General features: G+C 37.4%; 18 protein-coding genes. 11 read left to right on the top strand and 7 right to left on the bottom strand.

Features of this window, described 5'->3' with window-relative positions:
- Positions 1-53: 53 nt before the first annotated feature.
- Both QM524_RS17475 and QM524_RS17470 read left to right on the top strand, forming a co-directional pair.
- The gene (locus QM524_RS17475) at positions 54-1364 is read left to right on the top strand and encodes a RagB/SusD family nutrient uptake outer membrane protein (RefSeq protein WP_283345560.1); all 1311 of its coding nucleotides are present in this window, start codon (positions 54-56) and stop codon (positions 1362-1364) included.
- 295 nt (positions 1365-1659) lie between these two features.
- Entirely contained in the window at positions 1660-4284 is a 2625-nt protein-coding gene (locus QM524_RS17470) for a T9SS type A sorting domain-containing protein (RefSeq protein ID WP_283345559.1), read from the top strand.
- A 271-nt stretch (positions 4285-4555) separates the two neighbouring features.
- Here QM524_RS17470 and QM524_RS17465 read toward each other — a convergent pair whose 3' ends face one another.
- Complete coding sequence (locus QM524_RS17465; RefSeq protein ID WP_283345558.1) at positions 4556-5212, bottom strand: hypothetical protein; 657 nt, start codon at positions 5210-5212, stop codon at positions 4556-4558.
- A 262-nt stretch (positions 5213-5474) separates the two neighbouring features.
- Here QM524_RS17465 and accD point away from each other — a divergent pair, with 262 nt between their 5' ends.
- A complete protein-coding gene (gene accD / locus QM524_RS17460; RefSeq protein ID WP_095161336.1) occupies positions 5475-6317 on the top strand; it encodes an acetyl-CoA carboxylase, carboxyltransferase subunit beta in 843 nt (280 codons plus the stop codon).
- 248 nt (positions 6318-6565) lie between these two features.
- Here accD and QM524_RS17455 read toward each other — a convergent pair whose 3' ends face one another.
- The 5 genes from QM524_RS17455 to QM524_RS17435 form a co-directional block, all read right to left on the bottom strand.
- Entirely contained in the window at positions 6566-8044 is a 1479-nt protein-coding gene (locus tag QM524_RS17455) for a tetratricopeptide repeat protein (RefSeq protein ID WP_283345557.1), read from the bottom strand.
- A gap of 139 nt (positions 8045-8183) precedes the next feature.
- Positions 8184-8942, bottom strand: coding sequence for a zinc ribbon domain-containing protein (locus QM524_RS17450; RefSeq protein ID WP_095161334.1), 759 nt, complete (start codon positions 8940-8942; stop codon positions 8184-8186).
- An 85-nt stretch (positions 8943-9027) separates the two neighbouring features.
- Positions 9028-10125, bottom strand: coding sequence for a Nif3-like dinuclear metal center hexameric protein (locus QM524_RS17445; protein WP_283345556.1), 1098 nt, complete (start codon positions 10123-10125; stop codon positions 9028-9030).
- Positions 10126-10377: 252 nt separating this feature from the next.
- A complete protein-coding gene (locus QM524_RS17440) occupies positions 10378-10770 on the bottom strand; it encodes a VOC family protein (RefSeq protein WP_283345555.1) in 393 nt (130 codons plus the stop codon).
- A 221-nt stretch (positions 10771-10991) separates the two neighbouring features.
- Complete coding sequence (locus QM524_RS17435) at positions 10992-11699, bottom strand: GIN domain-containing protein (RefSeq protein ID WP_283345554.1); 708 nt, start codon at positions 11697-11699, stop codon at positions 10992-10994.
- Between the two features lie 228 nt (positions 11700-11927).
- On the opposite strand from QM524_RS17435, the gene QM524_RS17430 reads away from it, so the two are divergent.
- A complete protein-coding gene (locus tag QM524_RS17430; RefSeq protein ID WP_283345553.1) occupies positions 11928-12365 on the top strand; it encodes an NUDIX domain-containing protein in 438 nt (145 codons plus the stop codon).
- Between the two features lie 210 nt (positions 12366-12575).
- Here the strand turns inward: QM524_RS17430 and QM524_RS17425 are convergent, their stop codons facing one another.
- Positions 12576-13364 (bottom strand): SDR family oxidoreductase, encoded by a 789-nt coding sequence (locus tag QM524_RS17425; protein WP_283345552.1) that lies wholly within the window; start codon positions 13362-13364, stop codon positions 12576-12578.
- 204 nt (positions 13365-13568) lie between these two features.
- Between QM524_RS17425 and QM524_RS17420 the strand changes: the two genes are divergently transcribed.
- The 7 genes from QM524_RS17420 to QM524_RS17390 all read left to right on the top strand — a co-directional run bounded on the left by QM524_RS17420 (position 13569) and on the right by QM524_RS17390 (position 22634).
- Positions 13569-14285: a methyltransferase domain-containing protein gene (locus QM524_RS17420; RefSeq protein WP_283345551.1), complete on the top strand. Its 717-nt coding sequence runs from the start codon at positions 13569-13571 to the stop codon at positions 14283-14285.
- 54 nt (positions 14286-14339) lie between these two features.
- Positions 14340-15752, top strand: coding sequence for a DASH family cryptochrome (locus QM524_RS17415; protein ID WP_283345550.1), 1413 nt, complete (start codon positions 14340-14342; stop codon positions 15750-15752).
- A 310-nt stretch (positions 15753-16062) separates the two neighbouring features.
- Positions 16063-16650 (top strand): LemA family protein, encoded by a 588-nt coding sequence (locus QM524_RS17410; protein ID WP_095161326.1) that lies wholly within the window; start codon positions 16063-16065, stop codon positions 16648-16650.
- Positions 16651-16743: 93 nt separating this feature from the next.
- Positions 16744-17169 (top strand): TPM domain-containing protein, encoded by a 426-nt coding sequence (locus QM524_RS17405; protein WP_095161325.1) that lies wholly within the window; start codon positions 16744-16746, stop codon positions 17167-17169.
- A 286-nt stretch (positions 17170-17455) separates the two neighbouring features.
- Positions 17456-18232, top strand: a complete 777-nt coding sequence (locus QM524_RS17400) for a TPM domain-containing protein (RefSeq protein ID WP_283345549.1) — start codon at positions 17456-17458, stop codon at positions 18230-18232.
- 370 nt (positions 18233-18602) lie between these two features.
- Complete coding sequence (gene lpcA, locus QM524_RS17395) at positions 18603-19184, top strand: D-sedoheptulose 7-phosphate isomerase (RefSeq protein ID WP_283345548.1); 582 nt, start codon at positions 18603-18605, stop codon at positions 19182-19184.
- A gap of 411 nt (positions 19185-19595) precedes the next feature.
- Entirely contained in the window at positions 19596-22634 is a 3039-nt protein-coding gene (locus QM524_RS17390; RefSeq protein ID WP_283345547.1) for an AsmA family protein, read from the top strand.
- The last annotated feature ends 402 nt before the right edge of the window (positions 22635-23036 follow it).

Genomic DNA, 23036 nt, shown 5'->3' with positions numbered 1-23036 from the left:
TTGTAGGTATTATTGTTTTACAGTAAGTTATTCATTTTAAAGATTTTGAAGCCATGAATAAACTAAAAATATTTATATTTAGTACTCTTGTTTTGGGCAGTACAGCTTGTGAACAAGTACTAGACCAACTTCCCCAAACTGCCGTAGTATCCGAAATTAAGGATGCTTCGACAGCACGCGCGGCACTTAATGGTGCTTACAACGGTTTACAATCTGCCAACTATATTGGTACTCGCTATCAATTATTACCAGATTTGCAATCAGGAAACCTTCGTCACACAGGTACTTTCTCTGACTTTGCTGAGATTGCAAACCGCTCTATTCTTACCAACAACACGTCGGTAACAGGTATGTGGACGCAAATTTATACGTCTATTTTGCGTGACAACTTCTTGATTAAGTATGTGCCATCAATTAACGAATCAGGTTTTACTGATGCTGCGAAAAACCAAATTGTAGCTGAAGCTAAATTTTTGAGAGCATTCAACTATTTTAACTTAGTAAGATGGTGGGGCGATGTACCTTTAGTATTGGATCCAACAGAACAAGCTGACGAATCTTTGAAAGTTTCTCGTAGCTCAACTGCCGATGTGTACAAGCAAATCTATGCAGATATTGATGCAGCACTTCCATATTTGCCATCAACTAATAAAGGAAAAGCTACAAAAAATGCAGCATTGGCATTGAAAGCAAGAGCAGCTCTTTATCAAAAAGACTATGCTGCTGTAGTTTCGTTGTGTGATCAAATCATTGCTTCTGGACAACACTCATTAGTACCTACGTTTTCTAATATTTTTGCGAACCAAGGTACTGCTGAAAGTATCTGGGAACTAAGTTTTGAAACTACCAACAGTAACACATTGGCATTCTTCTTATTCTCTACTGCCTTGGGTGGTAGAAATGAGATTCGTCCAAATACAACATTGGCGTCTGCTTACTCAACAACGGATACTCGTCGTATTTTGACTACTTCTTACGATGCTCAATTGAAATACTTCAGAATTAATGGTACTGACTTCCCTGTACTTTTCCGTTATGCTGAGGTTATCTTGAATAGAGCTGAAGCATTAGCTGAACTTGGTAGAAACGCAGAAGCTTTGACAGCTTTAAACTTGATTCGTAACCGTGCAGGTATTGGTGATGCAAGTGCTACATTAGTTACAGATCCAGTTGCGTTGAAAAATGAAATCTTTACTCAAAGAAGATTGGAGTTGGCATTAGAAGGTCACTATTTCTTTGACTTGGTTCGTACAGGACGTGCAGCTACTACGCTTACTAACTGGGCAAGTACACAAGCATTATTACCAATTCCTCAAAGAGAAAGAGATTCAAACCCTAAATTGACTCAAAACCCAGGGTATTAATCAATTTTAAATAGATATTCCCTGATTATTTATTTGATTTAATCTTGAATATTATAATCTTTGAAAGAAGCTTCCTTTATCAAGAAGGAAGCTTCTTTTTTTATATAAAAAAAGCTAATTTTAAACTATTCAAGTTTGAAATGTTGTGTTGATGACCTTATACCATCCTTGTGCCTTGGTGCAACTAATTTCTTCTTTGATTGGTCTTTATCATAAATATAATACCCTCTTAATTTTTGTAATCATCATTGATTTCACTTGAAAATATTTGTCCTTCTCACTTAATCCTAGACTTATGAAAAAGCAACTTTTACTTCTTTTATTAACGCTTTTTTCAATTCCTTTTATTCGGGCTCAATCAAAGCTTGACAAATTTGTTGGCCCCGGTAGAAGTATTTATTGCCCCCCTTCAGACCCAAATGCTCCTGCCGTAAAAAGCTATGTTGCTCCACCACTTGAGTATTTACTCAAGCAAAACAAGGCGGCAAAAGTTACCGCAGACAAATCTCAGTTTATTGTTACCTATAATGATTTCCCTGCAGATGCCAAAGCCGCATTTCAAAAAGCGGTGGATATTTGGCAGTCGATATTGGTTTCGGATGTACCTATTCGAATAACGGCCAATTGGCAAAGTTTAGGCTCAAGTGTTTTGGGCTCAGCCTCTACGACTGGTGCTTATCGTGATTTCCCTGGAGCAACCAAAGCTCAAACTTGGTACGCTGTTGCTCTCGCTGAAAAAATGGCACATACTAATCTGAATGGCGATAGACCCGACATCGTCGCTCAATTCAATGGTGATTTCGCATGGTATTATGGTACAGACGGGATCGTTCCTACCAATAAGTATGACCTTGTGTCAGTAGTACTTCACGAAATAGGACACGGTCTTGGCTTTTTTGGCTCACTGCGCGAAGCTAGCTCAGATGCAACGCTTGGGGTAATTACTGACGGTGGTGTTCCTTACATTTATGATGCATTTGTCGAAAGTCAAAGTGGTCAAAAACTACTTAACTCTAGTGTTTTCAAAAACCCGTCTGCTGAACTTCACCAACAACTTGTAGGAGGACAGTTGTATATGAATACCCCTTTGATTATTGCTGCAAACGACAGCCTTCGAGGAAGACTCTATGCTCCCAACCCTTACGACCAAGGTTCGAGCTATAGTCACTGGGATGAAGTTACCTATCGTACAGGAACGGTTAATGCATTGATGTCTCCGCAGTTTGCCAGAGCAGAAGCCATACATAACCCAGGTCCTATGATGCTAGGTTTATTTAATGATATGGGATGGGTAGGAAATACTATTGCCCATAAACGCCTCAAAGATTCTGAAGACTTAGTAAATCCTTTGGCGTTCAATATCAAAGTTTTTGGTGACAATGGCTTTGATTCTACCTCTGTCAAACTTGTGTACTCGTATGGAGATATAACAAAAGATAAAACAGAAGTATTAATGACAAGAAATGGCAAAACTGGTAACTATACTTTCAGCTTGCCAAACAAAGGAAGTGACCAAACCTTGAGTTACTACTTTACGGCGGTAGATAGTAAGAAAAAATCATTTTCTACTCCAGCAGAAGCCTCAGGTAGTATTGCCAATATTAATTTCTATAAGGTCAAAATTGCTGCAGATACTGTTAAACCCGTTATCGACTTTGTTAACAATATCTCATTGGTAAAGCCTTCTGACACACAAGTAACTCTACCGGCATTGACAGTAGCAGATAATATCGATATTGATACAGTTTATGTTGAGTACTTAATTGACGGAAAAGCTCAAACCGCCTTTGCTCTCACTAGAGGCCAATCTAGTGATTTGTTAAGTGGTGGTATTGCCTATCCTTTTACTGGAAAGTTTACATTTGCTAGTGGCTTATTCAAAGGAGGAGAAAAGATTCAGTACAGAATTGTGGTAAAAGATAAAACAAAAGCCAAAAATACAACCTACTCTCCGAGCACAGGTTATTATGAGTTTAGTGTACAAAAAATCCTCGCTGCTGTTAACTCGTATGTTACAACTTTTGAAAGTGTAGCTACAGACGATTTCTACACCAAAGGCTTTAGTGTAACACAACCTTCTGGTTTTACTAATAAAAGTATGCACTCTGATCACCCATACAAAGACGGAACGGAGTTTGCATTTACCGCATCTGATCCTTCTGATACTTACAGTAACTTTACTTTTAATTTGCAAAAACCCGTTATTTTAAGAGGCGATACTGCCAAGATTTATTTTGATGAAATCGTATTGGTTGAACCTGGTGATAGAGGTGTTGCCTTTGCTAGCAATGGCGTACCAAACAGAAACTTTTATGACTACGTAATCGTAGAAGGCTCTAAAGATGGAGGGAATACATGGAAATGGTTTCAAGATGGCTGGGATTCGTCAAGCAACTCTGCTTGGTTAGCCGCCTGGAATAGTTCGTCCGATGCCAATGGTAATTCACTAGCAACAGGCACTCAATCGTTATTCAAATCTCGTGAAATAGATATGCTTAAGTCTGGTGATTTTAAAGCTGGCGACCAAGTCTTAATTCGCTTCCGTTTGTTGGCTGATGTGGGTGCACATGGCTGGGGTTGGGCTGTTGATAATCTTAATATTCAAGGTCCTAATCCAAATCCTCCAAAAGTTGTTGTATTGGGAACCGAGTTTGATGAAACTCAACTTTTCACGGTAAGTCCAAATCCAAGCAATACGGGTCAATTTTTACTAAAAGCTACTTTCGAAAAACCTGCAACCAAACTACGCTTAAGCGTGGCCAATATGCTTGGTCAAGAAATATCACAAGCTAATTTCGAAAAAGTAGGAACGGAATTTTCTCAAATCGTTGATTTGTCTTCTTCAAGCTCAGGTACCTATATCCTCCGTATGATGGTGGATGACAAATTATATGTCAAAAAATTGATTAGCCACCGCTAAATTGAGTGAATTGAGATTGAGTGAATGAGTGATTATTTTAAGAAAAATCACCTGTAACAACCTAATAATTTGCGTCTTAGGAAGTGTCATTCTGAAGTATAGTATCAAAAAGGGGGCGAAAAATATTTTTCGCCCCCTTTTTTAATGCTACTATGCTAGATATGAATGGCTTGAGACGCAATCATTCCGTCTCTACTGATGAAATACAAATTTTAAATTAATCACTCATTCGCTAAATCACTAAATCGCTAAATTCGGGATGACTCATGTTTTATAGAGTATCCAAATAAGCTAAGAAAGCTTTCAAATCAGTTTCATTTTTTAGGTTAGGTTTTTCCTTACTCCACCAATCTTTCACTGCACTTTCATCTTTGCCCAAGGCTTCCAGTAAAGATTTTTTGTCTTTCTTTACCTTCACGATGGTATTATCTGATTTCAAGAGATATAAGGTCTCATTAATATCAAATTTCATCGTTTTAGTTGCTGAATTATAGCCCGAAACATCAAATTTATGTGCTTTAAAATATTTTAATAATTTGAATTTACCATCAAAAGCGATTTCATAAAAAGTACCATCATTCTGTCGGTCAATAGCAGGAAATCCTTTTTTGAACACTCGCATACTGCCTGCAGCCTCCTCAAACCCAAATTCGACAATTGGTAAGGTCAAGACCTTTTCTTCCTTACCCTCTTTAAATTCGATACGATTGTCGTAAGAATTAAATCGGACTTGAGGAATTGCCATTTTCCTTTCATTCGAAAACTTCAAATATCCTTTTTTAAACTCCTGAGGAATATAAACCGTACCTTCCACATTGACTTCATGCCCATCAAATAACACCCTTCCATCGGGAGTTTCAAGATAAGATTGGGCTTTAGTATGATAGGATAATAAACAGATTATCAAAAATGAGGCGATTTTTTTCATTTCAAAAGAACTTAGATTGTTGTGTTTTTAGTTATATAGACCAATAAATTACGGAAAATGTTGTCAAAATCAACACTTTATCTGTAAATTTCTGGACTTAAAATCAACTACTAAAACGAAAAAGCTTAGATAAAATTCAAGTTTTTGTTAATTCTCGATTGCTTAAGTTTTATCTTTGCGATTCATTATCACTCACAACGAGTATTTTACCTAGTGTTTCTTTTCCTAAAAAACACGTAAAATCTTTAATTGAAAAAGAAATATGTCTTGGTTTACCAGAAAAGATAAGGGGATTTTGACCCCAACCGAAGCTAAAAGAGAAGCACCAGATGGTCTATGGTATCAGTGTCCTTCTTGTAAAAAAGTAATGCATACGCGCGAACATCGCCTATTTGCTTGGACTTGTTCGTCGTGTAACTACCACGAAAAAATCGGTTCACAAGATTACTTCGAGCTACTTTTCGACCAATCACGTTATACAGAGCTAGATGCCTTTATGTCGTCGGGCGACCCTCTCAAATTCGAAGATACCAAACGCTATCCTGATCGTATCAAAGCTACAGAAAAGAAAACTGGCTTGAAAGATGCTGTTCGTACTGCGCATGGTAAAATGAATGATGTAGAGGTAGTAATTGCAGCCATGGACTTTTCATTTATTGGTGGTTCGATGGGCTCAGTAGTAGGCGAAAAAATTGCTCGTGCGATTGACTATTCTCTAAAGCACAAAATTCCATTCTTGATGATTTCAAAATCTGGTGGAGCTCGTATGATGGAGGCTGGTTTCTCATTGATGCAAATGGCTAAAACATCAGCCAAATTAGCGTTACTTGCTGAAGCAAAAATCCCTTACGTATCGTTGTTAACAGACCCTACTACTGGTGGTGTTACAGCTTCTTACGCCATGTTGGGTGACTTCAATATCTCTGAGCCAGGTGCTTTGATTGGTTTTGCTGGTCCTCGCGTTATCCGCGAAACTATCGGTAAAGACCTTCCAAAAGGTTTCCAAAGTGCTGAGTTTGTATTAGAACACGGCTTCTTGGATTTTATCGTAGATAGAAAAGATTTGAAAGATAAGCTTACAGCTTTGTTCAATATGTTGAAATAAGCGATGTGCTATTTATTGAGTGAATGGTGATTGAGCGAACTAGTGATTGTTTTAAATCAATGTTTACCAATAAAGAGAGATAGATTAAAGCTATTTAGGTGTAAAAAAAGCGGTCGAAATTTAATTTTCGACCGCTTTTTTAGCTAATTCCATATCTGATTCGGTTTAAGACGTAAAGTAATACGTCTCTACTGTTGAAAATTACTCGATGGAGGATAGATGGCTCTTGCCTGATACTTCATATCACTCTAATTTAAGGTATTCAAGGCTGCTTTGGCTTTGTTGTCTGCAGAGTTTTTATATTCATGCTTTGAATAGGTCAGTACTTTTTCGAAATAGTATTTGGCTTTTTCTTTTTGCTTAGTCTCTTGAAATATATACCCAAGCTGTAAACACGCTAATGCGCCATAACTAATCGAGGCATTCTGACTAAGTACAATAGCTTTTTCAAAATGCTCTTCTGCTAAGGTTATCTCATGTAGTTTTTGATAAACTCTTCCTTTTCTATAGTTATATTCTGCTTTCTCGGTATTGAGACTAAATTGATTTTCCTTCAAGTCAGTCATCAATTCTTTTGCTTTTTGATAATAGCCACCATCAAATGCTAATCGTGCCTTCATAAGCTTTTTATGAGCCTCGTTTTTGACCGAAACATTAAACTTTTCAACAAATCGTAACGCAGACTGATCTGCCTCCACAATAGTTGAACCTTGTGTTTTTATCTTTTCGAAATAAGTAATCGCTTTGGTATCCTCATTATTAAGCCAAAAGCATAAAAACAATTTGTAATAGGTATCCTTGATAAAGTTGAAGCCTTTGTATTGTTGTAAAAACATTTGATAATACCGACTCGCCAGCATATAACTCCCTTTCTGAATCTCGATTTCAGCATGTAGATATTGTAAAAATGGAAAGGCCCAATAACCAGCCTGAGCATTTAAGGCATCGCATTTTTTGAGCAATACACTGGCTTGACTGCTATTGCCCTCTTTCATATAGGTGGTGACTCCTAAAAATTGGATTAAAAGACTATCATCATTTTTCTCCAAAAACTGCTCATAATCCTGCAAAATCAAAGGGGTAAAACCCAGTATGTAGGCATGAGCCAAATAATACATTATGTTGGCTTCAATCGCATAGCGAGGTTCATTTTTGCTTACATTTTTCAATTCCTGCAAGCCATTTTTAACAGAACCCTTAAGTCCTAAAAGTTTGGCTACCCACAAAAAATTCTGGGGTATCGACCCTACCATAATATGAATCAAACCAAGTGATTTTTGTTGCGGGATAAAATTGGGAAACTTCTTGGCGTTACTTTCGAGCAATTTAGAGGCTTTTATCAAATTCCATGCACCTTTTACTTCGTGTCCAAATTTGAGCTTTGCAGTAGCCAAATGCAGATACATTTCGGCAATAATCCATTGTTTTTCAGGAGAGGTATCAGGGAAATCTTCCAATAAAGTCAATCGAGAAGATTGTGTATCGAGAAACTGCTCAAAATCGGCTTTATCTTCTGTAACCATCAACTCGATTAAATCGGTGTAGCTTTGAAGATATATCTTAATTCCTGAAGTGTTTTTTTGTGAAGCCAATAAAGCTCTGGTTTCTTGCAAGCGCAGTTTCCAAAGTGAAGTATAAGCCTTTTGTAATAGTGGATTCCACTCAAAGTCATTGGCTTTACTTTGAAAATTTATCAACACAAGAAAAACAACGATTAACCTTCGCATATTTAACAGCTTTATTTGAAAGTTTTATAACGTCAATACCATGATTAAGTTGCAAAAAGTCGTGGAGCAAATTTGTCATAAACAAATAAAGCCCATAACTGTCGAGTTATGGGCTTTAGATATATTTTTAGCAGATTTCTTAGCGTTTTGAAGCTGTGATAACATCTTCAACACCAGCCAAGATACGTCCGCAGTGCTCACATACGATAATACGTTTGTGGTCTTTGATGTCTGCCTGACGTTGTGGAGGAACTACGTTGAAACAACCACCACAAGCACCACGCTTAACCAAAACTACTGCAAGTCCGTTTGCATAGTTTGTTCTTAATTTATCGTAAGGGCGCAATAAACGTTCTTCAACGAACTTCACTGCTTTGTCACGATCTTTCAACAAACGTTGCTCATCGTCTTCGCTTTCTGAAATCAAAACGTCCAATTCTTTACGTTTTGCATCAAGGTCTTTTTGACGGTGAAAAAGACGAGTTTCAGTTTCAGAAACATCATCACGTTTGTTTAAAATTTTGAATTCGAATTCACGCATACGTTTGTCTGCTAATTCGATTTCCAATTGTTGTAATTCGATTTCCTTCGAGATGGCGTCGTATTCACGGTTGTTACGAACGTTCATCTGTTGGTCTTTGTATTTGTTTACAAGCTTTTCTGATTCTTTTTTCGTATTTCTATTCTTCGAAATTTCTTCTTCCAAAGAAGCGATCTCACGATTGAATTTTCCGATACGTGTCTCGATACCAGCAATTTCATCCTCCAAATCACGAACCTCTTCTGGCAAGTCGCCACGCATTTTTTTGATACTATCTAAAGATGAATCTATGGTCTGAAGTTTCAGAAGTGCTTCTAATTTCTGAGCAATGGTTGTTTCGTTAGCTACTACTGCCATTTTCGTTATACGTTATTCGTTATGCGTTAAACGTTATTTGTTAAGTTCTATGTTGTAATGATTACCCTCTACTCCTAACGCCTGTTCAAAAATACTGTACAGGATTCGTATTTACCTGACTTTTGAGAATCGCAAAATTACTAAATTTTTCAGATAAATAACTAATTATTAATTCCTTTGTGTAAACTTCTGACTCATAATGTCCAATGTCACAGATGATAATCTTGTTTTCGGCATCAAAAAACTCATGATATTTGTAATCTGCCGTCACAAACACGTCTGCGCCTTGTCTAATGGCATCATTTAGTAAAAAGCCTCCCGCTCCTCCACATACTGCTACTTTCTGGATTTTTTTTCCTGAAAGTGGCGTGTGACGAATGGTAGATAAAGCCATTGCGTCTTTTAGGTATTGTAAAAAAGAGGTTTCCTCTAAGACTTCGTCCAAACTTCCGATTGCCCCAGCGCCCACTTGTGCTAAATCATTCTCTAAGTTAGACAAATAATAAGCAACCTCTTCATAAGGGTGCGCTTTTTTTAAAGCACTCAAAATCATATATTCTTGATGTGCTTGAAGAATGACCTCTATTCGAAATTCTTTTACCTCCTCATCTTGATCTACTGTTCCGATAAAGGGGTTTGCACCTCCTGTAGGACGAAAGGTGCCTGTTCCCTCCACTCTGAAACTACAATTTTTATAATCTCCTATTTGTCCAGCTCCTGCTTCGTACAAAGCATCCAACACTTTTTGACCATGCTCTACAGGCACAAAAGTTACCAGCTTTTTAAGAAGATTTTTTTTCGGTTGCAATATCCTCACATTTTGTAAGCCTAACTTTTCAGCAATCTTAAAATTTACGCCACCTTCCACGTGATCCAAATTGGTATGTGAGGCATAGATAGCAATATCATTTTTGATGGCTTTGATGACTACTCTTTCAACGTAGTTTTTACCATTTAGTTTTTTCAAACCTTTAAAAACAATAGGATGATGGGCTATAATCAAATTGCATCCCGACTGAATTGCCTCCTCGACCACAACTTCTGTACAGTCGAGGGTACATAAAATACCTTTTACTTCCTCACTAGGGTCTCCAACGATAAGACCTGCATTATCATAACTTTCTTGTAAGGATAGTGGAGCTAATCGCTCCATATAATTTGTAATATCTTTTATTAAAATCATATTAAGTATGAGTGATGAATTGTGAATTAGAGCTGTACGAAGGATTTCCAACTATTGCGGATTTGGGATTTCTGATTTCGGAAATTAAAGAAAATCATCTTTGTTTTTTACAAAATACAGAAGGTTACAGTTCGGAAATAAAGTAAAATACCTTTGTTTATTATAAAATATAGTAGATTACACTTCCGAAATCCAACATCCGATATCCAAAATAATTGTCTTTATAATCCTTCGTATAAAACTGATATACAATTAAACATTTCGTTGAATCAAATCCCAGAGATTACCATACAAGTCTTCAAATACGGCTACTGTCCCATACACTTCTTGTTTGGGTTCTCTTACGATTTTGATTTGATGTGTTAATAGGTTTTGATAATCTCTTTCAATATCATCGGTATATAAAAACATAAATACTCGTCCTCCTGTTTGATTGCCTACTCTAGTCTGCTGCTCTTCATTGGCTGCTTTTGCTAGTAGTATGGCACATTCTTTGGCTCCTTTTGGTTTTACCAAAACCCAACGTTTTTCTGGGCTCATGACAGTATCTTCGATTAAATCGAAGTGTAATTTTTGGGTATAAAACTCAATCGCTTGGTCATAGTCATCCACGACAATAGCGATATGGGCAATGTGTTGATTCATATCAAGTTGTTTTACAAAAAGCAGTTTAATCTTTTTCGTCACGGGTGAATAAATTCACCTACTAAGTGGAATAACTAAGGTCATAACGACTTAAAGAGTGAGCATTTGTTTCTTTTTCAAAATTACTGGAAAATTCATCTACTTCTATCAACAAAGAAAAAAGGCGAGAAAATCCCGCCTTCTTTAAATCGCCACAAATATATACTGTCAAATGAAGATTTCTAGTCTTGTCTCACGACACTTCCTCCTGAAGTTTTAGCATCTACGACTGGAGTGCCTCTAAAATATACCGAGCTTGCTCCTGATGCTACCACATTTAGATAACGAGAGGCCATTACTCTTACTTTACTAGCTCCAGATACATCTAAGTATGCCTCCTCACTTCTCATCGAAAAACCATTAACTAATGATGCCCCGAATACACCTCCAGAGATCTTTTGGGTATCACCCAATACATCCATAGTAGATGCGCCAGAGAGATTAAAAGTAAAATATTGTATATCAGAGTTTAGGTCTAGGTATGAAGAAGCTTCAAGGCTAACATACATATCTCTTTCATCGAAACCATATACCTTACCTGTGCTTGCACCATACAATTCGATAGAGCGCAATGATGGCATTACGATATCAAAAGTAACCTGATAGCGGTTATTACGTGGATAAGGATAGTTCGCAATTAATACCCCGTTTCGTACATAAACATTAAGGTCATTTATATCTATTGCATCCCCACGTACATAGATACTGAAGGTGTTTCCAGCTCTCACATTTACTTTAAATCCACTACCCATCTCGATACCATCAAAGTTACGGAGACGAACTTCCCTCTGGATTTCTTCAAATCTTGGCCTAATTTCTTCTCCTCGGAGAAAACATCCTGTTAAAGTAAATATCATTAAGCCTATAATGCTTAGGAATAGAGTTTTCATTGAAGTTTTCATATTAACTATACGTGTTTATGCCTTTTTTAAGGGCGTTTTGATTAAGAAGTTTTTCTGAGGTTCATTTGTCTTACTGACAAATCAATCGTATTTTACCCCTAGAATATTTTATACGTTAACATTTCATTAAGAAAAAAGCGGATAGGGGCTTGCTGGAAACTACAAAAAGGCATACTTCTATTACTCAACATCTCAATAATTTTAAATAAGTAGTTTATGAAAGTAAGGCCAAGCGTAGCGATTATCGAAAACAACCACCTACTATTGATGCGTTATGAATATGGTAACGCACATGTATTTAATTTGCCTGGTGGTAACACCGACCCTGGAGAAACACTAGTAAGTACTTTAGAAAGAGAACTCAGAGAAGAGTTAGGAATAGAAATAGAGGTTGGTCCGATGTTATTGACGGGAGAGGTCATTTTACCACAACAAAAAACAGATGTATTGCACTGTGTCTTTATTGCTCAGGTTATTGGAGGAATTCCGATTTTGAATCCTTCAGAGACGAGTGCTTTAGAAATCAAATGGATTCCTCTGTCAGAAATCAATCAGTTGGAAATGTATCCTAACGTTGGAGCAGAATTACAAGATATCCTTTTTCAGAATCAACTAGGAAAATATGTCGGAAAAATAAACCAGAAATGGCACTAATAAGTGTTGAGTTTTGAATTTTGAGTGCGGAGTTGGGACTGCAATAAGGATTTCAATCTATGGCAGATTTAGGATTTCTGATTTCGGAAATAAAGTGAAATACCTTTATTTTTTACAAAATTCAGAAACTTACACTTCCGAAATCCAACATCCGAAATCCGAAATAGATGGCTTTACAACTCCGCACTCAAAATTCAAAACTCCTTAAGGTTATAGTCCTAAGATTTTTCCACCATCTACAGGTAAGCTTACTCCTGTAATATAAGATGCTGCTGCTGAACATAGAAATGCTACGGCAGCACCAAATTCCTCTGGTTCGCCAAATCTTTTAGCTGGTATATCTACCTGTAAAGCTTTTTCCACTTCTTCTCTCGTCGCCCCAGTGGTATTCATTCTTGATTCTATTAAAGAATCCAATCTTGCAGTTTTGGTCGAGCCAGGCAATACATTGTTGACGGTAATTCCAAAAGGCGCTAATTCGCCTGCCAAGGTTTTTGCCCACGATGCTACAGCTCCTCTAGTGGTGTTAGATACGCCAAGTCCACTAATAGGCTGTTTGACCGAGGTAGAGATAATGTTGACTATTCGACCAAATCCTGCTTTTTTCATAGAAGGCACACATGCTTGCACGAGAATATGATTACAAATAAGATGATTTGAATAGGTTTGGGTAAACTCCTCAATCGTTGCTTCTAGGATTGGACCTCCTTTGGGGCCTCCAGTGTTATTAACTAGAATATGTACCTCTGGAAATTGTGCTAAATGTTGCTTTACACCTGCTTTGACTTGTTGAGGATTGGAAAAGTCAGCTACAAAATAGCGATGTTGCTGTCCTAGGCTTGTGTCCAAATCGAGGATTGCTTTTTGTAAGGATGTTTCGTTACGAGCAACCAATGTTACATTGGCTCCTAATAAAGCTAACTCTATTGCCGACGCCTTGCCTAATCCTTGTGTACTTCCGCAAACAATGGCATTTTTATTTCTTAAATCTAAATTCATTCGAGTTTCCTTTTAGTTACAATTTATGATGCTGAAATTAGCATTCGTAGTTTTTTGTTACAAATGCAGATATACGCATTGTTCTTTTTACAAAACAAAAACTGTTAATTTTTCATTATGCAGTAAAGACACAACGCATTGAGTTTTCTTGAAAAATCTCAAAAAACCTTAATTCTCTACTGAAACCCAACTCTCTCTTGCCCTATGCCAGACTTATCATATCGAAGCAATCAGCCCGAACTCATCGACGATTTTGAGCTTGATAACGATGCTCTTCGCCAAAACTTAGAAGAATTGGCGCTCATCAATCAATATCTTGGGGGTAATCAGGTTACTATTGGTGGACTAAAAGCTTTATTGAAAAATCATGATAAATCTAAAGCAATTGTAATTGGCGATTTGGGCTGCGGCGGTGGAGATATGCTGAAATTAATGGCTCGCTGGCTTCAAAAAAAGGGATATAAAAGTAAGCTCGTTGGTATCGATGCCAACGATTTTATGATTGATTTTGCCCAAAAAAGAACTCAATCTTTTCCCGACATTAGTTATTTACACGAAAACGTTTTTGCTGAAAGTTTTCAACAACATACTTTTGACATTGTAGGGATGACGCTTTTTTGTCATCATTTTACAGACGAACAGCTCATTCGACTTTTTGAATTACTCAAAAAACAATGCCGTTTGGGTTTTGTCATCAATGATATTCATCGCCATTGGTTTGCTTATCATTCGATTGCTTGGATTACTAAGCTTTTCCTCAAATCTTATCTTGTGAAGCACGATGCCAAACTATCGGTCTGGCGAGCCTTCAAAAAGTCGGAGATCGTTTCGTTACTTGAAAAAGCAGGCATTCATCATTACCGTATTCGCTGGCGCTGGGCATTTCGTTGGGAAATTGTGGTAGTGACTCCCCAAGAATAATTTTTCCAAAACCAAAACCCTGTTGGAAAGTTATACACTAAAAAACATATTGAAATGAGTATTATAGTTTGGTATCGCAACGATTTAAGAGTACACGATCATGAGCCTTTGTGGAAAGCTTCTCAAAAAACCACAAACGTATTCCCTGTATATATTTTTGACCCTAGGCAATTTGAAGAGCTCTCTATTGGTTTTTCGAAAACAGGATGGCTTAGGACGCAATTTTTAATAGAGTCTGTTCAAAACCTTCGAAAAAACCTTCAATCAATTAGCTCTGGGCTAATTGTTAGGGTAGGGAAGCCTGAGGAAATTCTTCCTAGACTAGCTATTGAATTAGAGGCAGAGGCAGTCTATTGCTCAGAAGAAGTAACATCTGAAGAAACTAGCGTAGATGCCCAAGTAGAAGACGCCTTGAAAGCAATGGGAAAATCTATGTCCTTTTTTTGGACTTCTACTCTATTCCATATTGATGATTTACCTTTCGATATTGACCAGTTACCAGACGTTTTTACACAATTCAGAAACAGAGTGGAAAAATCTTGTCATGTGCGCTCTTGCTTTGATACGCCTTATGCCCTTTTGTTCAAAACGAATGTAAGTATCGGTACAATGCCCACAGCTGAAAGTTTGTTGGGATACTCTTCCGATGCTACTACTCATTATGTGGGCGGTGAAGATGCAGCCAATCAACGTTTGAAAGAATACTTCTGGGAGCAAGATTTACTAAAAGTTTACAAAGAAACGCGCAACGAAATGCTTGGTATGGACTTTTCCTCAAAGTTCTCCGTTTGGCTAGCCAATGGTTGTATTTCGCCAAGGTATATCTATCAGCAAGTTCAAGAATATGAATATCAACGGGTCAAAAATGATTCAACATATTGGCTAATTTTTGAGCTACTCTGGCGTGACTATTTCCGTTTTGTCTCGATGAAATATGGTAATAGAATTTTTTCAGCAAAAGGTATCAAACAAGATCAGCACGTTCAGTGGAGTCAAAATAAGAGAATATTTAAACTTTGGAAAAATGGAGAAACGGGTATTCCTTTGATTGACGCCAATATGAAAGAACTTCTTGACACGGGATTTATGTCAAACCGTGGAAGACAAAATGTGGCTAGTTTCTTGGTAAAAGATTTAAAAATAGATTGGACTTGGGGGGCTAGTTGGTTTGAAAGCCAATTGCTCGACTATGATGTATGCTCTAACTGGGGCAACTGGAATTATGTAGCTGGAGTAGGCAATGACCCTCGCGAAAACCGTTACTTTAACATTTTGACACAAGCGACTCGTTACGATAGTCAAGGCGAATATGTGAAACATTGGCTACCCGAATTGGCTTCGGTTCCAGCTGATAAGGTTCACTTGATTTCGGTACTGCCACCTGTAGAGCAACAAAAGTATCAAGTACATATCGGCGTAAATTACCCAAAAGCATTGTTTGATGTAAATCGTTGGCGAAAAAAGTAGTTGAGTCGCTTAATAGGATGTTGGCATTTTCTTAAATTCCATATAGACAGATTACCATTCATCCACAAAAAAAGCATCTCAACGAGAAATCGTTTTCGCTAGTCTTTTTTACAATACATTTGATGAAGAATCGATATTAGTACGACATTAGGTTTTGGATAAAGCTTTTTTTTCCTGATATAAAATACTTAACTTGTCAAACCTAAATCGAGACTTATATTTGGAAAGTGCCGTCTAAGTGGCATATCCAATGGGTAACCTATCCACTCGGAGTTTATCCACAATTTTAACTTTAAAATTTACCAAGACTATGTCAAAAGGAACCATCATTGCATTAGTTGTTGCAGCAGTTTTAGTATTCTGGGGAATCGGTGTAAGAAACGGAATGGCTACAAGCGAACAAGATGTAGAAGCATCTTGGGCAAAAGTACAAACTGCATATCAGCGCCGTGCTGACCTTATTCCAAACCTTGTAAAAACAGTACAAGGAGTAGCAAATTTTGAAAAAAGTACATTAACAGACGTAATCAGTGCTCGTGCTAGTGCGACTCAAATCAAGTTAGACGCAAGTGACCTTTCGCCTGAAAACATGAAGAAATTCCAAGAAGCTCAAAGCCAATTGAGTGGCGCACTTTCAAGATTAATGGCGGTAGCTGAAAACTATCCAACCTTGAAGGCGACCGAAAACTTCTCGGAGCTTCAAGCACAATTGGAAGGTACTGAAAATAGAATCAAAGAAGAACGTGACCGTTTTAATGATACTGTAAAGGAATTCAACAATAAAGTGGTAACATTCCCAAACAGCTTGATTGCAGGTTTCTCTGGTTTTAGCAAGAAAGGCTATTTCGAAGCTGATGCTTCTGCTCAAAAAGCACCATCGGTAGATTTCTCTAAATAATCCTCCGAAACAGCTAAATTTAAGTAACTACTCAGCTATACTATTGTTGAGAAAGTGCTTAAATTTAGCTGTTTTCTTTTTTCCAATATTCTTATGCTACTTTCTGAAGAACAACAAAGTATCATTGTCGAAGCTATCAAAGCTGCTGAGAAAGAAACTTCGGGTGAAATCAAAGTTCATGTCGAACAATTCTGCCCAGGAGACGTGCTCGAAAGAGCCAAAGCCGTGTTTGCTCAGCTCGAACTTCACAAAACAGCACAACGAAATGGCGTGTTGTTTTATCTGGCGACCGTCGATCGCAAATTTGCTATTTTGGGAGACAAGGGCATTAATGACGTTGTTCCTGCCAATTTTTGGCAAGACATCCGCAATGATATGCAATCTCATTTTGTCATGAATCAGTTTGCAGCTGGTTTTGCTGTAGGTATTCAAAAATCGGGAGTTGCACTCAAGCAATTTTTCCCATATCAATCGGATGATATCAATGAGATTTCGGATGAAATTTCATTTGGTGATTAATTACAAGTATTACAGCAAAATTAGATTTGAGTTTTTGTTGAAGGCATAAGGCAAAGAGTGTTAAAGTATTTTTAGTAACGATGTATATGTTTTTTGCCGATTGCCCAGAGCCGAAAGCCGTAAGCTAAAAAATTAAATTTTATTTTGCGTACTAACTTAAGTGATTGTGCAGAATTAGATTTAATTAATTGAAGATGTAAAGTATTGGTAATTGAAATTTTACATTCACAATTCACAACTCATAATTCGGCATTCATACTTAAAATGCCATCCTATCTAATCAGTCATGTCTAGAAAAATACAACAATATTTAGCAGTACTTATTTTGTCTTTATCGTTTTTCATCAAAGCGATTGGTCAAGATATTCCTGCACAGCCTAACCCTCCTCTTTTGGTAAGTGATTTTGTCATGAAACTCAAGCCAGAAGAGCGTAACGCATTAGAACAAAAACTACGTGGTTATCGAGACTCCACATCTACCGAAATTGCCATTGTCATTGTAAAAAATACGGGCGAGTCTGACCCGTATGATTATGCTATGAAAATTGCTAAAACATGGGGAGTTGGAGCAAAAAATAAAAACAATGGGGTTTTACTTTTATGGGCTACCGAAACACGCAAAATTCGTATCGTAACAGGTAGGGGCATTGAGGACGTTTTGCCTGATGCTATCTGTAAAAGAATCATCAATACTATTCTTGTTCCGAATTTTAAGCAACAACAATGGTATCAAGGTCTCAATGAAGCTACCGATGAAATGATTCAGCGGGCAAGCGGTGAATTCAAATCTGATGCGACCTCAGATGATGACAGTCCTCTAGGCTTTTTTATCATAGTTATTCTCATCATTGTATTTATTGTCATTTCTATCATTATTTCAAAACGTGGCGGCGGCGGTGGTCGTGGAGGCTACCGAGGCGGTGGCTGGACTCCTCCAATTATCATTACTGGTGGCTCGTCATGGGGTAATCGTAGCGGTGGTGGCGGAGGTGACAGTGGTTTTGACTTCGGAGGCTTCGGCGGTGGTGACTTCGGTGGCGGTGGCGCTGGCGGAGACTATTAAGTAGGAGTGTTGAATTGTGAATTAGGGTTTTAGGAAGGATTTAAAAAACCGTTTATTGGGGATATCAGATGTTAGATTTCGGAAGTGTAATCATTTATGTTTTGTAAAAGCAAAGGTTTTTTTCTTTATTTCCGAAATCAGAAATCCCAAATCCGCAATTATTGGAAATCCTTCGTACAATCCTAATCAAATATCCGACATCCGAAATTTTTTCAATCCTTCGTAGACCACTCGATGGGGAATTTGTAATTTTGTACATAAAATAAAATTATGCGAGAAATATGACTAACCACGGGGTTAGGTGTATCTCTCAAAAATCCCAAATCAGTCTCCAAATTGCCATTAGGCTTCATTAAATTTTTGAGAATCAGTGCTAAAAAATATCATTTCACAAGAGCTTAACGAAGCTCAACTTGTTCTCCAAAAGTTTTTATCGGACGAACATAATATCCAACAAATTGAGGCAGCAGCGCAATTAATGGCTGATGCTATCAAAGCAAACAACAAGATTATTTCTTGTGGAAACGGTGGCTCACATTGCGATGCCATGCACTTTGCAGAAGAACTTTCGGGTCGCTATCGTAACGAACGCCGTTCGATGCCAGCAATCGCCATTTCGGATGTTTCACATATTTCTTGCGTAGGCAATGACTACGGTTTTGAATATATCTTTTCTCGCTTTGTAGAAGGCTTAGGCAATGCAGGAGATGTACTTTTGGGCATCTCAACGAGTGGCAACTCTGCCAATGTGATTCGTGCCGTAGAAGCTGCCAAGGCAAAAGGTATGAAAATCGTGATTTTATCAGGAAAAGATGGTGGAAAGCTAGCTGGACAAGCAGATGTAGAAATCATTGTTCCTCATTTTGGCTATGCTGACCGTATTCAAGAAGTACATATCAAGGTAATTCATATTCTGATTTTACTTATCGAGAAATTGGTTATTGGGGAGTAGTTATCTGTTAGAGGTTAATCGATCATCTAGGACGCTAGCAGTCGATGCGTCATGTTTGCGTCTCAAGCCAAGTGGAATCTAGCACAGTAGCATCAAAAAGCGGTTGGAAAATATTTTCTGACCGCTTTTTTGATACTATGATTTTAGTCTGATACTTCCTTAAACGCAAGCATTGTGTCTCTACTAGTAAAAAAATCACTCATTCGCCAATCACTAAATCAACCGTCCATTTGCTCATTTAACTCACAATTTTTAACTTATAGTTCGTTGTAAAGTAATAGTGCTCCAATTATTCGGTAGCACTTGAAGAAAAAAGTATAATAGTACTTTTATTCAATGAAATAAACATGTTGACTAATGCTTACGGCCTATTGTCTAAAGCATTTGCCGTACATATTTTATCTAACAACTATGAAAAAGCTAAGCCTTACCCTATTGGCCGTCTTAACAGGATTGTTAGGTCTTGCCTATACCTTACCCTATTTTTTCAAAGACCAAATTCAGGAGCAAGTCAATAAAGCCATTATCAAACAAGTGAAGGGGAAAGTCTATTACTCCGATTTGAACCTCTCGCTGTTTCGCCATTTTCCCTATTTAGCTATCAATATCGAAGATTTTGGTATTATAGGTCTTGCCCCATTTTCCCAAGATACTTTGGCTCAAGCGAAGGGTTTTGAGTTATCTTTTGATGTAATGAGTTTAATCAAAGGGCAAAAAATCATACAAAACATCCGCCTTGAACAACCTAAGATTTACCTCAAAATCCTAAAAAATGGTCAGGCGAATTATGACATTTTTGTGCCGTCTAAAGATACGGGTAGTACTTCAGGAAAACCTTCGGAAGGGGTTCAGTTACAAATCCAAAATTGGCAAATTGTAAAAGGAACAATTTTATACAAAGACCTTCAAAAAGACTCCGAAATACTGTTGACAAATATAGAACACAACGGTAGTGGCGATATCAACAAAAAGATTTTTGACTTGGCTACTAATACTGAAATCAATCAGGCCTCGGTAGTTTGGGAAGGGAAAAACTATTTCAATAAACGTAAATTAGCGTGGCAATCATTAATTCAGGTTAATCAATCTGCCAAAAGCTATTCTTTTCAAGATACTCGCATTCGTCTCAACGATTTTGAATTATCATTTTCAGGGAAAGTACAACAACGGGATTCTACCTACACGATGGATGTAGCATTTCAGACTCCTGAAACTAATTTCAAAAACTTGGTTTCGCTCGTTCCAATGATTTATCAAAATCAGTTTGACGACTTGAAAGCAGAGGGCGAAATTCAATGTACTGGACAGGTGAAGGGACTATATTCTTCTCAGTCAATTCCCTCATTTCACCTAAATGTACAGGTGAAAAACGGTAGTTTTCAATATCCTTCTCTGCCAACTGGCGTTAGTCAAGTTTGGGTAGATTGCGATATTAATAACACAAGTAATCAACTAGATAGTACCCAAATTGCGCTTAATCGTTTTGATTTATATTTTGGGAAAAACCCTATCAAAGCAAAAGCTAAAATCAAAGGGTTATCTCGTAGTGTCGTTGATGCTGACGTAAAAGGTGAGTTTCAGCTAGAAGAACTCACGAAATTATTCCCTATCGAAGGAACTCAGTTGAAAGGTCGCTTTGGGGTTGATCTTCATAGTAAAGGCACGTATGATTCGCTTACGGGACAATTTCCAGTAACAAATGCTCAAATGCTTTTAGAAAATGGGTATATCCTTTCAAAGCAATTTGCCAAGCCCATTGAAGATATTCACTTTAAGGCAAACTTAACCAACCAAGATGGAACGCTAAAAAATAGCTTATTAGCTATTCAGGAAGCCACTTTTCACGTTTTAGATGAAACCTTCCAGGCCAAAGGTTCAGTACAAGATTTTGATGCATTTAAGTGGGATATCACTGCTAAAGGCAAGCTTGATTTAACACAAATCACCAAGATTTTCCCTGTAGAAAACACGACACTCAAAGGAAAAATCGATGCGGATATCCGTACGCAAGGGAATCTCAAAGATTTGAAAGCGAAGCGATATGGTAGTTTGAATACAAATGGACAAATGGCCGTATCCAATTTTGAATACCGTTCAAAAGAATTACCTCAAGGTATTAAAATCGATCAAGGGCAAGCGAAGCTTTCACCTAATAGTCTTACTATTACTCAGTCCAAAGGCTATTTAGGAAGTAGTGATTTTGAAGCTACAGGTACAATGAACAACTACGTGGCTTATGCACTGACGAATGATGTCTTGAAAGGTAATTTTCAGATAAAATCAAATCATTTCAACGTCAACGAATGGATGAGTTCTGAACCCAAAGCCACTACTTCGGGTCAAGCACCAAATCCCAATGCACATCCTAGTGTCGTGGAGGTTCCTAAAAACCTACAATTAAGCCTTAATACCCAAGCCAATGAGATAGTTTATGATAAAATGGCCATGAATAATGCCAAAGGTATTATTCGTATCAATAACGGAACTATTCGTCTTGAAAACACCAATTTTGATGCATTAGGAGGACGTTTTGCCACAACGGGTAGCTATGACCCAAGTGATATTGCTCACCCTAAATTTGATTTTGGGTTAAACTTGGAAAAAGTAAATTTCACAGAGGCTTACCAGCATTTGAGTGTCGTGAAATACCTTATGCCTTTAGCGCAGTTTATGGTTGGAGAGGTATCTTCTCAATTTAAAATCAATGGAGAGTTAACACAAGATATGATGCCGAATTTTGCCACATTAAACGGTTCAGGTTTATTAAAACTCTTGAAAGCTAGCTTACAAAATAGTCCATTAATCGAAAAGTTAGTAGCAAATACGAAGTTGACCCAATTAAAAGACCTGCAATTGAACAATGCACTTATGCAGGTTCAAATCGACCACGGTACTCTAAAAATTAAGCCATTTACCGTTAAGTGGAATGACTACGCAGTCAATATTGGCGGACAACACGGCATCGTTGGCGATATGGACTACAAATTAGCCTTCGATATACCTAGTGGCAAAGCTGGTCAAAGCTTTAATAACTTGTTTACACAATGGACAGGAAAAGCCTTAAATAATGTTCCTAGAGTCAAATTTGATTTGTCATTAATAGGCACACTCAAATCGCCTATTGTCCGTTTTGATAACAGCAGTACAGCACAAAATTTGAAAGATGTTGTTACCTCCGAAATCAAATCTCAAATTGATAATGCCAAAAATCAAGCAGTACAACAAGCCGAAGACTTACTAAAGGCAGAAAAAGAAAAGCTTTTAAAAGAAGCACAAGACAAACTTAAAACAGGTCAGGGAGATATTCAAGCGCAAGCCAAAGCAACGGCAGATAGCTTGAAAAAAGCGGCATTAGAAAGAGCCAAAAAGCTATTGGAAACTCAGAAAAAAGGAGTACTTGATGGTATTTTCAAAAAACCTCAACCTGCTAAAAAAGACTCGACAAAATAGATAAAATTTAGTGAATTGTGATTGAGCGAATGAGTGATTATTGTTAATTTCCATTGCACTTTGTTAGACACAATGCTCTGTATCTAAAGAGGATATAGTATCAAAAAGGTGGTCGAAATTAGTTTTTCAACCACCTTTTTCATGAGTAATAAATATTTATTTCAAACTTCATTTCCCGAAGAGGAGAACGTAGCCAAATAAATGGCTAGGCTCTTTTTAAAATAACCCAAAAATTCAAGATGAATGGTAGTAATAATAATTGCTCATCAGAACTGTACGAAGGAATTCTAACTATTGCGGATTGGGGATTTCTGATTTCGGAAATAAAGTAAAATACCTTTTTTTTACAAAATATAGAAGTTTACACTTCCGAAATCCAACATCCGATATCCGAAATAAATG

The sequence above is a fragment of the Flectobacillus roseus genome (genome assembly GCF_030056595.1).
Taxonomy (GTDB): domain Bacteria; phylum Bacteroidota; class Bacteroidia; order Cytophagales; family Spirosomataceae; genus Flectobacillus; species Flectobacillus roseus.
Note: the sequence above shows the minus strand (reverse complement) of the source record. Positions and strands in the feature narration are given on the sequence as shown.